This window comes from Tenacibaculum ascidiaceicola (genome assembly GCF_047470925.1).
In the GTDB taxonomy this organism is placed as follows: Bacteria; Bacteroidota; Bacteroidia; order Flavobacteriales; family Flavobacteriaceae; genus Polaribacter; species Polaribacter discolor.
In genome coordinates this window covers 429381-445464 of the sequence record NZ_JAZKJP010000004.1, presented here as the reverse complement: position 1 = coordinate 445464, position 16084 = coordinate 429381, and the positions used below count along the sequence as shown (strand labels likewise).

Sequence of the window (16084 nt, the reverse complement as noted above, 5' to 3'; positions counted from 1 at the left end):
AATAAAAAAGAGAAAAAACGTACAGAAAAATTATGTATGTTTGCCAAACAAACTTTTTTTTTAAAAAAAATAAAATAAGGGTTTGTCAGACTGAAAAACTGTTGTATATTTGCCCACGCTTTTAGCAGACGGAATTTCACAAAAGCAAAACATTTTTAAAGAAGATATTTAAGATATACTGTAATGAGTAAAAGAACGTACCAACCATCGAAGAGAAAAAGAAGAAACAAACACGGTTTCCGCGAAAGAATGGCTTCTGCTAATGGACGTAAAGTATTAGCTAGAAGAAGAGCAAAAGGAAGAAAGAAATTGTCTGTTTCATCTGAATCTAGACCAAAGAAATAATGATTAACTATTGTTAATATTTTAAAGGCGTTACTATTAAGTATCGCCTTTTTTTATAACCAAACAATTTTTATTTTTACAACACAACACAACACAAACTAAAATGCCTAAAAGACAAGACCTTAAATCAATTTTAATTATTGGATCTGGGCCAATTGTTATTGGTCAAGCATGTGAATTTGATTATTCAGGATCTCAAGCGTTAAGATCTTTGAGAGAAGATGGAATTGAAACCATCTTAATTAATTCAAACCCTGCAACAATTATGACAGACCCTTCGATGGCTGATCATGTATACTTGTTGCCACTTAATACAAAGTCTATTGTTCAAATTTTAAAAGAACACCCACAGATTGATGCTGTTTTACCTACTATGGGAGGACAAACTGCACTAAACCTTTGTATTGAAGCTGACGAAAAAGGGATTTGGGAAGACTTTGATGTTGAAATTATAGGAGTAGATATTGATGCTATTAATATTACAGAAGATAGAGATAAGTTTCGTTTATTAATGGAAGAAATTGGCGTGCCAATGGCACCTCAAGCTACTGCAACATCATTCTTAAAAGGAAAAGAGATAGCACAAGAATTCGGATTTCCATTATGTATTAGAGCTTCATTTACTTTAGGAGGAGCAGGAGCATCTATCGTATATGACGAAAAAGAGTTTGAAGAATCATTATCAAGAGGATTAGAGATTTCCCCAATTCATGAGGTAATGATTGATAAGGCAATGATGGGATGGAAAGAATACGAGTTAGAATTATTACGTGATGATAATGATAACGTTGTAATTATCTGTTCTATCGAGAATATGGATCCAATGGGAATCCATACAGGAGATTCTATTACAGTAGCTCCAGCCATGACATTATCGGACAAAACGTTCCAAAAAATGCGTGACATGGCAATTAAAATGATGCGTTCTATTGGTGAGTTTGCAGGAGGATGTAACGTTCAGTTTGCGGTTTCACCAGACGAGAAAGAAGATATTATTGCGATTGAGATTAACCCACGTGTATCTCGTTCATCAGCATTAGCATCAAAAGCAACTGGGTATCCAATTGCAAAGATTGCTGCGAAATTAGCAACAGGTTATACTTTAGATGAATTAGACAACCAAATTACTAAGTCTACTTCAGCTTTATTTGAGCCAACATTAGACTATGTAATCGTAAAAATACCTCGTTGGAACTTTGACAAGTTTGAAGGTTCTGACAGAACGTTAGGTTTACAGATGAAAGCGGTTGGAGAAGTAATGGGAATTGGACGTTCGTTCCAAGAAGCATTACATAAAGCAACACAATCGTTAGAAATTAAACGTAACGGAATTGGAGCAGATGGTAAAGGTTATAAAGACTATAACCAGATTATAGACAAATTAAAGTACGCTTCTTGGGATAGAGTATTTGCTATTTATGATGCAATTCAAATGGGAATTCCGTTGAGTAAAATCCACGCAATTACTAAGATTGATATGTGGTATTTACGTCAATATGAAGAGTTATATATGTTAGAGAAAGAAATTTCTACATATACAATTGATACTCTTGATAGAGAACTATTATTAGAGGCTAAGCAAAAAGGATATGGTGATCGTCAAATCGCTCACATGTTAGGGTGCTTAGAAAGTGAAGTGTATAAAAAGCGTGAAGAATTAAAAATAAAGCGTGTATACAAGTTAGTAGATACTTGTGCTGCTGAGTTTAAAGCAGAAACACCTTACTACTATTCAACATTTGAAAGTGAAATTGAAACAGCTGAAGGTGAAGTTTCTGTGTCAAATGAAAGTGTAGTTTCTGATAAGAAAAAAGTAATTGTATTAGGTTCTGGACCAAACCGAATTGGTCAAGGAATTGAGTTTGATTACTGTTGTGTTCACGGTGTATATGCAGCGAAAGAATGTGGTTATGAAACTATTATGATTAACTGTAACCCTGAAACAGTTTCTACTGATTTTGATACGGCAGATAAATTATACTTTGAGCCAGTTTTCTGGGAACATATCTACGATATCATTAAACATGAGAAACCAGAAGGAGTTATAGTTCAGTTAGGAGGACAAACAGCTTTAAAATTAGCTGAAAAGTTAGAGCGTTACGGAATTCCGATTTTAGGAACTAGTTATAAAGCGTTAGACTTAGCGGAAGATCGTGGAAGTTTCTCTAGCTTATTAAAAGAAAACAATATTCCTTATCCTGAGTTTGGAGTAGCAGAAAATGCAGATGAAGCTTTAGCTTTAGCTGATGAATTAGATTTTCCAATTTTAGTGCGTCCATCATATGTATTAGGAGGACAGGGAATGAAAATTGTGATTAATAAAGAAGAGTTATTAGAGCACGTTGTAGACTTATTACGTAAGATTCCAAATAACAAGTTATTATTAGATCACTACTTAGAAGGAGCAATTGAAGCAGAAGCTGATGCAATTTGTGATGGTGAAAATGTATACATCATTGGAATTATGGAGCATATTGAGCCTTGTGGAATTCACTCAGGAGATTCAAATGCTACCTTACCAGCGTTTAACTTAGGAGAGTTAGTATTAGAACAAATTAGAGAGTATACTAAAACAATTGCTTTAGCACTTGATACGGTTGGATTAATTAATATTCAGTTTGCAATTAAAGATGACAAAGTATATATCATTGAAGCAAATCCACGTGCATCTCGTACGGTTCCATTTATAGCAAAAGCTTATAAAGAACCTTATGTAAATTATGCTACTAAGGTGATGTTAGGAGAGAAGAAAGTGACTGATTTTGACTTCAATCCACAGTTAGAAGGTTTTGCAATTAAGCAACCTGTATTCTCTTTTAATAAGTTTCCGAATGTAAATAAGAACTTAGGACCAGAAATGAAATCGACTGGAGAAAGCATCTTATTTATTGAAAGTTTAAGAGACGATGCCTTTTACGATTTGTATGCAAGACGTAAAATGTACTTGAGTAAGTAAAAGCGTTTTAGAATTAAAATAGATAAAATCCGAAGTTTATTAAACTTCGGATTTTTTTATTGGTTTAAAAAGTTAACTAATTGCTTAGTGTCAATGGTATACCTTTTTTCAATAAGCTCCTCTTTTTCCAATTGTTTGATTTTTTCTTTTGAATAAACTTCGGTATCAAAGTCTTCTATATATCCATTTACTTTATAAATATAGATTTCAAGTTGTTTGATATTGCTTTTTTGAGCAAATTTTTGGGGTAAATTGATGTTTTCTGAGCCACTCTCTATAGTTTTTTCTATTTCACGTTCTCCCACGGGTCTTATAGTTAATGGATCATTTAATTCACTGTAAAAGAATAATTCTTCATTTTTATACGCTACTAAAAACATATCGGTAGGAGTTTGAACATCAAATAACAAATTACCTTCATTTTTAGACTTCGAAATCAGTTGGTAATCCTCTTTTGTAAATTCAAAATTAACAGTGAAATAATAATCTTGTGTTTTAGAAATACTTTGTGATGAGTTTAAATTGTTTTGAGTTTTTTTAGAAGTATAATTTTTGCAGTTTAAAATAAGAAGTAGAAAAATTAAAGGAAATAAAGTAAAATGTTTCATAATAAATACTTTAGAGTTTTCTTAAAATTAAGAATAACACAGTTAATTACAACCGTGTTATTCTTTTTTATAAAGTTACTATATTAATACCATCCATAATCATGATACTTAAACGCATGTATATAATCTTTATACATTCCTTTTATATACATATTAGAAGAACCAGGCCACATGTAAGCAAACCAGTTGGTATTATGTATAAATAAGTTATCTCTTCCCGTTTTACGGTCATCTACAATTAACTTATCTGCACTACCAAGGTTCCAACCACCAATCCAATCGCTTTGATAGCTTACACTTACTGTACTACCATTGGTGATTACACGTCCTAAGTATTGAGTAGACCAATCTTGATTATTGAATACATATAAATCATCTTTTCCATCACCATTAATATCAGCAACATAAAACTTATCACGATTATTCATGTTCCAACCTGGTAAAGCATCGTTATACCTTTTAATATATTTGTATTCGTTTCCGTCAGATCTAAGCAATAATAGATATTCAGGTCCCCAGTTAGTACCATTAAAAATATAAACGTCATCTTTTCCATCTCCATTAATGTCTGCAATATGATATTTATCACCAGATTTACTTGTCCAGCCTGGTAAACTAGCAAAATATTCTTTGGTTTTTGTTAGTGAACTCCCTGTAGATTTAAACATTCTGGTAACTTTAGAACTTGTATTAAATAATACCAATTCTTCTTTATTATCACCCGTATAATCAGCTACAAAATACTTATCATTGGAACTCATGTAATGACCAGGTAAATATTTGTCGTATCTTCTTACATAAGAAAAGTTACTACCAGTTGACCTGAACATTCCCATATATCCTTGATTCCAGTTAGTAGCATTAAAAATGTAAAAATCATCTTTTCCATCTCCGTTAAAATCAGCAATAAAAAACTGATCACCGTTACGCATCTGCCAACCAGGAAGGTTATAATATATCTTTTTAATACATTCAAATCCGTCAGGAGTTGATTTTAATATTCCTAATTTTGAATATTGATTATTAGGATAGAATACAAGTAAGTCATCGTAGCCATCACCAGTAAAATCTCCTACATAAAACTTGTCTTTTGAAGATACATACCATGTGCCACCTGGACCTTTAACCCTTTTTGTGGTTACATAAGAGTTAGCGGGACGCGTTATGTTTGCTCCACTACCTGTAAAACCTTTTGGGTGTTCGGTAGGGTAGGCTGCAATATAGTTTCCATAGTGAAGTACCACATCGTTATAGCTATTTCCTTGAAAATTACCTACTATTGGTTTGTTAAAATTGTAATTACTTTTTGATTTATTTCTTTTCCAGAATTCGTTATAACTTGGTGGATTAAATAGGTTCGTATTTCCTCTCATTGTACTATTGGTTGAAGGACGGTAAATACACGTTGTATTATAGCGCCCACCTTCAAATCCATCTACATTATATTCTGATGGAGATCCAGTAGTTACAGTACTTCTAGCAAACTTATTCCACTTGTTTGGATTGTTGTTTTTATCAACGTTAACTGCTGAAGGATTTGTGCCGCTAAAACAACCAGGTCTAGAATATTCGTCGGCTAATTTACCAACCGAGTGTCCTAATTCATGTAATAGTACATTATTACTAGTAGATTTGGTAATAGATAAAACTTTACCATAAGAGCAACCACCAAAACCAGACTCATTTAAGATAACCACTACAAAATCAGCACCAGATAATCCAACAGAACTTAATGCATTGTTAATTTTATTGTCAGTATTACTAGATTTTGACATCCAACAACAATTCCAACACCCTGAATATTTAAAATTTAGTGCTGTGTTTCTGCTACTTGCTGTATTATTGCTACAATTGTCATTATCACATGTATATTGAGTTACCCCTGATTGACTTGAGTTCAAGTTTACTCTGTATACGTTAAAAGCATCTTGTAGCTCAGATAAAACATTGTCTAAATTACCATTTTCATGGGTAAACATTGCTTTAAAATAATCAGCAACTAAATTATTAAATTCAGTTTGGTTAGATGAAGTAAATCCATCTCCCATGAATACAATATCAAATTTTGAAGCTGAACTTCCGTTATAAAGTAAAGTCCTTTTTGTTTGTGAATAAGCTGTAACTGTTAGAAAGGACATCAATATTATTAATGTTTTATATAAGTTTTTCATTTTTTCTGATTATTGGTTAGTAATTTTTTTTAGTTTAGAAAAGTCAGCTTTAGGAGCTGTTCTTAAGATTTGAAAAGAGGTGTTTAAATCACTTTTTCTTAACTGTTTCATTTTTACTTTTTGTAAAACATTTTTAGCTTTAGAAACATCTTTAAATTTAACTAGCTTAAGGTCTAATTTTTCTGAAGCTATTTTTGATTTGTATTTAATGGGCATTTTAACTGAAACATAAGCTTCTTTTGCTGTAAACTCTTTATGATCACTTTTTTTAGGATCAAAAATTGTTCTGTAGCTAAGTGGATTTTCGAAGGTTTCAGCAAGTACAGTATTATCACCGTCTAAGCCAATAATAGCCCAATTACCTGATTCTTCTGTAGGTAGAGAGTAACTACCCTCTACTTCGGTTTTTGAGACAGGAGTAATTCCATTATTAGTAATTTTATAGGTTACTACTAAATGTTTTTTACTTACCCTGTTTTTTTTGTTTTGTAATCTTAGTTCAGGAGATAAATTGTCAATTTTTCTAATACTCCTAGCAGAAGCAGGTTTAATTCCTCCAGATTTACCCATGGCAGTAGTACCTCTAAACCTTACATTTTTAGGTTTAAAAGGATCTTTAACATTTTTTATGTTCTTAAAAGTGTTAATTCTTTTTACTTGAAGTAAATTGCTACTAACTCCTAATTTTGGCTTGTTTTTGTCTATGTTTTTGTTTTTATCATTTGTTTGTTTTAGTAAGAGTAATTTTGGAGTTTTTAGACTTACTAAATTGTTAGTAGTTTTAGAAATCATATTTTTTTCTCCCTCTTTAGAGTCTATCTTATAAAAGTATTTGATGTTAGAAGGAATGATTTCTGAAAGTGCACGATCTACAGGTGTGTTTGCTAACTGACCTGAGACACTAAAGTTTTTATTGTCTCCAACTATAAATAAAAGAAAGTTTTGTTTAGAAAGCTCTTTTATAACTGAAGAAATTGAGGCTCTGTTTAATTTACCAGATAAGGTGTGATTGTCAACGTTGTACTTAATATTTACTTGTTGTGAAAACAAATAATTACTCATAAGTAAACAGATTATTACAATTGTTAGTTTTTTCATTACAATAGTTTTAGGTTAATGAGTTGATTATTAGTTTACAAAGTTACTTTGAGACTTGTTTTTTGAGAGAATGTAAAAGGATAGTTTTGAAGGAGGGGTTTCCCCTCTTTTTCTACAGGTTATATATTGTAGAGAAGATGTATTTTTTCCTTGAAAAGAAGAGTAGAAGTATGACTATATAGAGTAAGTCAACAATGTATTATCCATACAATCATGTAGTTGTACAGATAAGCATAGGTTAAATTAAAAGATATGAGATTTGTTTACTCAAAAATGGCAACAGCTCTTACTGGTGATCCTGTTCCTCCTCTAATTTTTAAAGGTAAAGCTATAAATCGAAATCTGCCTCTGCCTATTAATTTATCAAGGTTTATCATGTTTTCATAATGAGTAAAACCCATTTCTCCACAAATATGATGTACTTTTTTGTTGGATACTTTAGGAACACCAGGAGACATAGTTTCTACACCGAAAGCAGCAATTTTTTGTTCTCCAAGCCAAGTAGCACATTCTGCAGTAATACCTGGACCTTTTCCCCAGTTTTCAGTATTAAAATGTTTAGCGTAGTGGTTTGTACAAATAAGCACAGTATCACCTTTTTTTATGCTGAGTTTTTCTTTTTCTAACTGTTCTTTAACTTCTTTAGAAGTAATTAATTCCTGTAAGTTTTTACGAGAAAAATCTAAACAAATACCTTCAGTATAAAACATATTAAGAGGCATAGTATCTATAGATTTTCCTTCATGTTTAGCAGCCATATGGTTTAAAGCATCAACATGAGTTCCTGTATGTTCTCCCATTTCTAGTTTATATACAGCAGGAGTTCTAGTAGTAGGGTTTTTAATTCCGCCCCATTCTTCATGGGTTTTGTGCACAGACATTTTAACTTGTGGAAGACTTTTATAAACAGGCATTCCGTCAAAAATATCTTGACTTAAATCTATAATTTCTGGCATGGTTATAACTCAATCTTCACATTGTAATTTTTAAGCTCCTCAATGTAGTTTTGAGCAGTAAAATTATCATTATCAAACTTCTCTTGTCTATTTTTTTTCATTTTAATTCTATGAATAGCCTCTAGGAAGCGACGCATTTCATTATCATCATTAATAATAATTCCAGGAACTTTGGCATTGTCACCATCATCTTTTTTTGCTACCATGGTAAAATAAGAAGAATTACAGTGTTTAGTGTTTCCTGTTTGTATATTTTGTGCCTCTACTCGTATACCAACTACCATTGAAGTTTTACCGACATAATTAATTGAGGCTTTCATAGTAACTAATTCACCTACTTCAATAGGATTTATAAAGTTAACAGTATCTACTGATGCTGTTACGCAATAAGTTCCAGAATGTTTAGAGGCACATGCAAAAGCAATTTGATCCATTAACTTTAAAATGTAACCTCCGTGAATTTTACCACTAAAGTTAGCGTGGGAAGGAAGCATTAACTCAGAAATAGTAATGCGAGTATCTTCTATATTTCTATAAATATTATTGTTCATTATCTTTTCTTATTCCTCTAAAGTGAGGAGATTGTTCTTCTTCAACATGAGTTATAAAATACTTTGTGTCACCTAACCAAAAGAAAGTTCCAAAACGCTCTTTGTATGTAACTTTTACATAGCGACCTTGGTATTCTTGAAGTTTTTCAATAACTTCTTTTTGATTGTCTTCTACTGAAAAAGCAAAAATTTGCGCTCCAGAAATACCTTGGCTAATTTCACCTTCCCAAGTTTTTACTACTACACCTTTATAGCTAATTTTTATGAGTTCACCAGAGCGAACACCTTCACTATAGGGAACAAAATAAATAAAAGCATAGTATAGGGCTGCTATAAGAGCAATACCAATTAAAATTAATCCTAAAATTTTTTTCATAGTAATATATTGAAGAATGTATAATAACAAAAGTAAGGTTTATATTTTGACTTGTAAAATGAATTGAAAGTGGTAAGTTTGTGTTGCTTCAAAAAATGATGAATATGAATTATATTTTATTTGATGGTGATGTACGCACAGCCTTACTACCATTTACATATACAAGACCTGTAGCTGATATAAGAATAGGGATTTTGACTATTAGAGAAAAGTGGGAAAAATACTTAGGTTTAACAACTACAACTGTAACAGAAGAGTATTTAGAAGAGAAATACCCTATGGTTGAAATGGAAAAAAATGTATTGTTAAATGCTTCTTTTTTACCAACAAAACCTTTGGTTGAAATGGTTAAAAACCTACAAGCTAATCAAGCTATTTTTAAAGGTGAAGATGTAATTGCCTTTTACACAACAGATAATCAAGATGAAGTTGATTTTTCTTCTTACGATCAAATTGAGTTTGAAGATGATATTATTCAAGTAAAAAATACTTGGGATATTTTTTCATTAAATGATAAAGCTATTCGTGCAGATTTTGAGTTAATTACCGAAGGTAGAAAATCACAACCAATTCCTGAGACTGTTAATTGTGTTAATAGAAATGACATATTTGTTGAAAAAGGAGCAAAGCTAACTTTTGCTACGTTAAATGCTTCTACAGGACCGATTTATATAGGTGAAAATGCTGAAATCATGGAAGGTGTTGTGGTAAGAGGAGCACTAGCAATGTGTGAACATTCAGTATTAAAATTAGGAGCAAAAATATACGGAGCTACGACTTTAGGACCTTATAGTAAAGTAGGGGGAGAGGTAAATAATTCAGTTTTATTTGGATACTCAAATAAGGGGCACGACGGATTTTTAGGAAATTCTGTGTTAGGTGAATGGTGTAATATAGGAGCTGATAGTAATAACTCTAACCTTAAAAATAACTATGCTGAAGTTAAGTTATGGAATTATGAAACTGGGCGTTTTGCTAAAACAGGATTGCAGTTTTGTGGGTTAATGATGGGAGATCATTCAAAATGCGGAATTAATACGATGTTTAATACAGGAACAGTTGTTGGTGTTTCTACAAACATTTTTGGAAGTGGGTTCCCAAGAAATTTTGTTCCTTCATTTAGTTGGGGAGGAGCTTCAGGGTTTACTGAATACAAAACAAATAAAGTTTTTGAAGTTGCAGATGTGGTAATGAAAAGAAGAGGTATTGAATTTGATGAAAGAGAAAAACAAATTCTAGAACACGTTTTTGAAGAAACAAAACAATATAGAAACTATTAAATCATAAAAAGGCTTTACATTTTGTAAAGTCTTTTTTAGTTAAAAACGAACTCTAAAAACCAGATTAGGAGTAACACCCAAAGACATTTTGTTTACTTCTTTTAATTTGTATTCAATTTCATTATCTGAGTTTCTAATAGGAATAGCGTTATAAGTTCTACTTAAAATATTTTTATTATTAAATATATTAAGTAAAGAGAAGCCGAATTTACCTTTCCATCTTTCAGAAAAATTAAATGAATACGTCATAGAGGCGTCTATTCGACTATAATTAGGAAGTCTAAGTGCATTAATGTTATCTGAGTCTAAGTTAATATAAGGAGCACCATCATCATCTGTATAAAATTCTTTAACAGCAGTATAAGGATTACCAGTTCTGTAGATCCATCCAAGAGAAAATTCGTAATTATTTAATTTATAGGCATGAGACCATGAAAAATAGTTAGTAATATCATGATTTGCTGGGAAAAACTTATTCTCTAAGTCTAGGAACTTAAATCTATTTTTAGTGTATGAATAGTTAACCCAGGTTCTGTAATTATTAAATTTTTTATTAATTAGTAAATCAATACCATATACTTTCCCTTTACCATTAGAAAAGTCATCAGTTTGATCGTTATAACCACTTGTTTGCGATGTCATACCGCTAACTTTTTTATAATAAGGTTCTATATCTATTTTCCAATTGTCTTTGTTAAAAAGGAGCCCAGTTGAAATCTGTAAACTTTTTTGAAGAGGAATATCATCGTTATTAACCTGAGCCCATATTTGGTTCTCTAAATCGAATCCTAAGCTAGAGGTTTGAAATTCTATAATTTGACTTAAAGTTTGATGCTTTTGTTCAAAAGAAGCCTTAACACTTAAATTTGAAGCAATTTTTTTTTCAAAATACAATCTAGGCTCTAAAACAAGTTTGTCAATTTTAGAAAAATAATTAAATCTGACTCCAGAGTTTAGATTCCAATCATCGTTATCATATAAATACTCAGCAAAAATAGAATGAGTGTTGTTTGTTCCTTTATCTTTTTGTTCTGATGAATATCGGTTTTCACCTTCTACGTCAGCTAAATATTTTAATTCATAAGCCGCTTTTGTTGATGTAAAGTCATAACCCCAAAACAAATCAGTTCTATCATTAAAAGAATAGTTCATATTATATGAAATACCAAAATCAGTTAAGGAATTATTTTTGGTAGATAATAAAATAAGATAATCATCTATATAGTTGTAATTACCTACATAATCTAAGTGAAAACTAGAAAAATAACTTTTTATACTATGAGTCTTTTTTTCAGATGATTGTTTCTTCCAATTAACGCTTATACCAGTATTATCGATATCTAATTTATCATTGTATTTGTCTTGGTAAATTGGAATAGTAAAATCATTAAACATTTGATTTTTTGTATGTAAGAAACTTATGCTTAAAGACTCCTCTTCATTAGGTTTATATATAAACTTTGTAGTGTAGTCTAAAAATTTAAACTTATTATTTCTATCAAACTTAATGTTTTTATCTAGAATTTGATTCTCTTGATTATCATCAAATGTTTGAAAAACACGCATAGATAATTTATCAAAAGTGAATGTTTTTAAAATATCAGAAAAAGATCTCCTAGCAGAAAAAGAAAGCGCTGTTTTTTCTGAAAACGGAATAGTTATAAGTGCATCAGCATGAGTCATGTTCAAACCAAAATTTCCCGTAATTTTATTTGGTATTTTTTCTGTTGTTTTGATATCTATTACACCAGAAACCCTATTTCCATATCTTGCTCCTGTACCACTTTTAGATAAGGTAACTTCTTTGGTAGTATAAGGGTTAAAAGCAGAGATCATTCCAAAGAAATGCCCAGAATAATACATTTTTATACCATCCCACAAAACTAAGTTTTGGTGTGGTGTACCGCCTCTTATATAAATACCTGCTGCTGTTTCGTTTGGACTTTGAACACCAGGGATAATTTTTAAACTTTCTAATACATCTGGTTCTGTTAAACCAGGTAAAACACCTAATTGTTTAGGGAGTATGGATATAGCTCCATTTTTCTTTTTATTAATACCAGAGGTAATATAGTTTGTTACAAGAATTTCTTTTAAAAGGTTGTATTCGTTAAGCTTAAAATTAGAGTTTTTGGTTATGTAGTAATAACGCTCATTAATTTGGTTAAAAATTAAAGGAGTTTGACGCTCAATTTCACCTATAAGGTATACTAGCTCACATTTTTTCTTTTTAAAAGAAAAGTTTTTTCCACGAATTATCTCTGTATTAAAAGAAAACTTTACACCAAAATTGGTTTCAGTTTCTTTTAATACATCCAACAAAGGTGTATCAATAAAAGAAATGTCTACCTTTTCTTGAGAAAAAATAGACATCGCTAAGCATATAAAAAGTACACTTAATTTTATCTTCATTTACTATATGTCAATATAACTGAACTATTTTCTGCTAATTTATAAGAAATTTTCATAGGAGCAAAAACAGTTTGCAATGCTATATTAACATCTTCATGTGTAAAAGTACCTGTAAAGCGTTGAGAGGTATCTATTCTTGAAGCGTCAAATTTTAATTTAAATTGATTTTCTAAAGCTTTTATAACTTGATGTAAAGGAGTGTTGTTAAAAGAACTTTCGCCTTCTACCCAAGAAGGAGTAGTATCTACAAACTCCCATTTTTCACTAGAGTTACTATAGTTTCTGAAGGCTTTTCCTTTAGTTAAAATTACTTCTTCTTTATTTTTTGAAGTAACTTTTACTTTACCTTCATAACATTTAACTTCAAAATAATTTTCTGAAGTGTTTACAGTAAACTTAGTTCCTAACACTGTAACATTACCTTCATTAGATTTTACAGTAAAAGATTTTCCTTTTTCTACTTCGAAATAAGCCTTTCCTTTTAAAGATAACTCTCTTTTATCTTCCCAATTTTGTTTTTTGTATGTTATTTCAGATTTAGGTGATAAATGTGCTTTAGAGTTGTCAGGTAAAGTAATTGTTAGTTGTTCTCCATAACCTGTAGAAAAATCAGTTGTATTATTATTAAAGTATAAAAAACTAATTAACAAAGCTATAGATGCAACTGCACCATACATCCAAGTAGGGATTAATTTTACTACTTTTTTGTTAGTTTTTGTTGGCTCTAAGTTTGTTTGAATTTTATTAAAAGCATCTTCTTTATTATAGGAAGGAGCTTTTAATAATTGTGAAGCATCATCAATAGCTTTAAATTGATGATAAACTTCGGTTTGTTGAAACTCTTTCAATTCTTCAGCCGATAGCTCATTGGCTATCCATCTCGCTAAAAAAGTTTCATCTTTATAATTTATTTTCATTTCCTATTATTCGTGCTATTTGTATTAAAAACAAGTAAAAGACTAATTACCCTACTACAAATATTGTTTTTTATTACACTTTACCTATTTGCTCTTTTAAAGTAAGCAGAGCTTTGCTCATTCTTTTTTCTACTGCTTTCACAGAAACTCCAACTATATCAGCAATTTCACTATACTTTTTTTTGTCTATTCGACTAAGTAAAAAAACTTCTCTTTGCTTTTCTGGTAAGTCGGCAATGGCTTTTTTTAATTTTGAATGAAATTCTTCTTCTTCTAAAAGAAATTGAGGTGTTTCATTAGTCTTACCAGAAGAAACACTTTGTTTTTGATGCTCTAATACAACCTTTTTGTGAGCTACATCATTTAAAAAATGATTATTAGCTACTGTATACAGGTAAGATTTAGCTTTTTCAAAATAAACTTTAGAGCAATTATTCCATAATTTTATATACGCTTCCTGTACGATGTCTTCAGCTTGCTGAGTATCACCGCACTTATAATATATATAATTTCTTAATGTTTGTGAGTGCTGATTAAAAATTTCTTTAAAATTATTCTGCTCACAAACAGACTTTAAGGGTTCTTTATTCATTTAGATTAAATTCTTAATCAACAGCAAATGTATGAAAATGTAATTAAGAGGTTAAAAAATTATTAATATAACTTATAAATAGGTAGTTTTTTGTGTGCTTTTTCGTAATGTGGAGTTTTTTTGTAAACCCAATACAACTGTGCTTGTGGATTTTTAGCAAAATCTTCCTCAGATTTTAACTTCTCTAAAAACTCTTGTTTTATTATAGGGTTATTGTTTAAAAAGTCTTCAGCAATATCTTCAAAAACGTAAGAAGAATATCCTTCTTTTTGTTGTAATATAGTATCAAAGAAGTTCCAGTTAAAAAAAGAATCAGGAGCTTCTGCCTCTAAGGTTTCTAAAATATAACGTATTCCTGGTTGATTTGTTGGAATATAAATATCTCCTTTAGAAAATTTAATTTGTTGATTTCCTGTTTTTTCAACTTCAGTATTATAATGTAAATAATGACCTTCGTATGCCATTTTTCGAGTTTCAAATTCTTTAATGTGTTGAACTTCGACAGTTAATATGGTATCTTTTTGAAAACGAGTAAAATCAATTTTATTATTTTGTAATCGATCTACAACATTATGCCAACCTTTTTGTAAAATATATGCTTTTGGAATTGTAATTTCTTTGGTAGAAATAAAGTTGTTATAATAGGACACCTTTTTATTATAAGGTTTTGTTCTATCATAAAACAAACGCTTTCCATTAGTTACTTTGCTGTCTATAAGTGAACCTTCATAACCTTTAAAATGTAACGCATTAGGAGAATTTTTATCGACTTTAAAAGAAATAGGATACGTTTTTTTATTAATAACTTCTTCAACAGCTTTTTTTCGTAAACTTTTTATTTTGGCGCTGTTTTCTTTAGAAAAATCTAAAGTAGAAAATAATAGCTCATAGGTTTGTTCTACTCTAATTTTATACGGTTTTAACATATGAGTTTCAACCATTAATCCTAACGTGTTGAATAGGGTAGTGTAACCAGTAGAATACCTAGGTGAATCGAAAAACTGTGACCAACCACTTTCTGGAGTTGTTCCCCAAACATTTACATAAGGAGTAATAATAATATCTTTTTTTGTTAAAGACTGTTCTATTTGAGGACGCATTTTTGTTTCAATGAACTCACCAAGTTTTCCTCCTAATTTATTATGTTGAGTGAATAAATGAGTAATAGCATACTGATAATCAGCGCCATTACTTACGTGATTATCAATAAAAACATCGGGATTTACAGTGTGAAAAATCTCAGCAAAAGCAGCGGCGTTTTTGGTATCCTGTTTAATAAAGTCACGATTCAAATCGTAATTACGAGCATTTCCTCTAAAACCGTATTCTTTTGGTCCGTTTTGATTGGCTCTTGTGTATGAGTTTCTGTTGAATGCACCACCAATATTATATACAGGAATTATACAAATCAAAGAATTTTTGTATTTGCTTTTTAAAGAGTCATTTTGAACAATGTTTCTTAATAGTAACATTGATGCATCAATTCCGTCAGATTCTCCAGGGTGAATACCATTATTAATTAAAACTCTATTTTTTGAAGAGTTCTTGAGTGCTTTAATATTGGTTTTTCCATCGGCATTGAAAACAACTAAATGTAAAGGTTTTCCAATATCTGTAGTACCTATTTCAAACAAAGAAATTTCAGGGTATATTTCAGCTAAACGTTCATAAAAAGAAATTACTTCTTGATACTTAGGAGTTTCTGTTCCGTTAGATGTTTCAAACAGTGTAGTGAAATCGTTATTCTTTTTTGTTGATTCTGATTTACAAGCAACAGTAATTATTAGTAGTAGTACAAATAGTTTTTTCAAAGTAACGTATT

13 protein-coding genes are annotated in these 16084 nt (G+C 30.5%); 3 read left to right on the top strand and 10 right to left on the bottom strand.

From position 1 onward, the window contains the following. Window positions 1-183: 183 nt before the first annotated feature. Both rpmH and carB read left to right on the top strand, forming a co-directional pair. Window positions 184-345 carry a 50S ribosomal protein L34 gene (gene rpmH, locus VBY68_RS03995; protein ID WP_028891113.1) on the top strand — a complete coding sequence of 54 codons (162 nt, stop codon included), beginning with the start codon at window positions 184-186 and terminating at the stop codon, window positions 343-345. Window positions 346-448: 103 nt separating this feature from the next. After that, window positions 449-3301, top strand: coding sequence for a carbamoyl-phosphate synthase large subunit (gene carB / locus VBY68_RS03990; protein WP_124588952.1), 2853 nt, complete (start codon window positions 449-451; stop codon window positions 3299-3301). Between the two features lie 56 nt (window positions 3302-3357). On the opposite strand, the gene VBY68_RS03985 is transcribed toward carB, so the two are convergent. The 6 genes from VBY68_RS03985 to VBY68_RS03960 all read right to left on the bottom strand — a co-directional run bounded on the left by VBY68_RS03985 (window position 3358) and on the right by VBY68_RS03960 (window position 9061). Next, window positions 3358-3909 carry a hypothetical protein gene (locus tag VBY68_RS03985; RefSeq protein WP_415268952.1) on the bottom strand — a complete coding sequence of 184 codons (552 nt, stop codon included), beginning with the start codon at window positions 3907-3909 and terminating at the stop codon, window positions 3358-3360. 83 nt (window positions 3910-3992) lie between these two features. Next, window positions 3993-6080: a M64 family metallopeptidase gene (locus tag VBY68_RS03980; protein ID WP_415268951.1), complete on the bottom strand. Its 2088-nt coding sequence runs from the start codon at window positions 6078-6080 to the stop codon at window positions 3993-3995. A 9-nt stretch (window positions 6081-6089) separates the two neighbouring features. Continuing rightward, window positions 6090-7178 (bottom strand): hypothetical protein, encoded by a 1089-nt coding sequence (locus VBY68_RS03975; RefSeq protein WP_124588945.1) that lies wholly within the window; start codon window positions 7176-7178, stop codon window positions 6090-6092. A 263-nt stretch (window positions 7179-7441) separates the two neighbouring features. Then, complete coding sequence (locus VBY68_RS03970; protein WP_415268950.1) at window positions 7442-8134, bottom strand: cyclase family protein; 693 nt, start codon at window positions 8132-8134, stop codon at window positions 7442-7444. A gap of 2 nt (window positions 8135-8136) precedes the next feature. Then, window positions 8137-8685 (bottom strand): acyl-CoA thioesterase, encoded by a 549-nt coding sequence (locus tag VBY68_RS03965; RefSeq protein ID WP_415268949.1) that lies wholly within the window; start codon window positions 8683-8685, stop codon window positions 8137-8139. Next, the gene (locus VBY68_RS03960) at window positions 8675-9061 is read right to left on the bottom strand and encodes a 6-phosphogluconate dehydrogenase (RefSeq protein WP_099214232.1); all 387 of its coding nucleotides are present in this window, start codon (window positions 9059-9061) and stop codon (window positions 8675-8677) included. The genes VBY68_RS03965 and VBY68_RS03960 overlap by 11 nt, the downstream gene beginning before the upstream one ends. 104 nt (window positions 9062-9165) lie before the next feature. On the opposite strand from VBY68_RS03960, the gene VBY68_RS03955 reads away from it, so the two are divergent. Beyond that, on the top strand, window positions 9166-10341 hold the full coding sequence (locus tag VBY68_RS03955) for a GlmU family protein (protein WP_415268948.1): 1176 nt from the start codon (window positions 9166-9168) through the stop codon (window positions 10339-10341). Between the two features lie 39 nt (window positions 10342-10380). Here the strand turns inward: VBY68_RS03955 and VBY68_RS03950 are convergent, their stop codons facing one another. The 4 genes from VBY68_RS03950 to VBY68_RS03935 all read right to left on the bottom strand — a co-directional run bounded on the left by VBY68_RS03950 (window position 10381) and on the right by VBY68_RS03935 (window position 16073). Continuing rightward, window positions 10381-12753: a TonB-dependent receptor plug domain-containing protein gene (locus VBY68_RS03950; RefSeq protein WP_273694528.1), complete on the bottom strand. Its 2373-nt coding sequence runs from the start codon at window positions 12751-12753 to the stop codon at window positions 10381-10383. Then, entirely contained in the window at window positions 12750-13670 is a 921-nt protein-coding gene (locus tag VBY68_RS03945; protein ID WP_415268947.1) for a FecR family protein, read from the bottom strand. Before VBY68_RS03945 ends, VBY68_RS03950 begins: the two co-directional genes overlap by 4 nt. Before the next feature lie 73 nt (window positions 13671-13743). Then, window positions 13744-14262, bottom strand: a complete 519-nt coding sequence (locus VBY68_RS03940) for an RNA polymerase sigma factor (protein ID WP_099214236.1) — start codon at window positions 14260-14262, stop codon at window positions 13744-13746. A gap of 62 nt (window positions 14263-14324) precedes the next feature. Continuing rightward, entirely contained in the window at window positions 14325-16073 is a 1749-nt protein-coding gene (locus VBY68_RS03935) for a M14 family metallopeptidase (RefSeq protein ID WP_415268946.1), read from the bottom strand. Window positions 16074-16084: the final 11 nt, after the last annotated feature.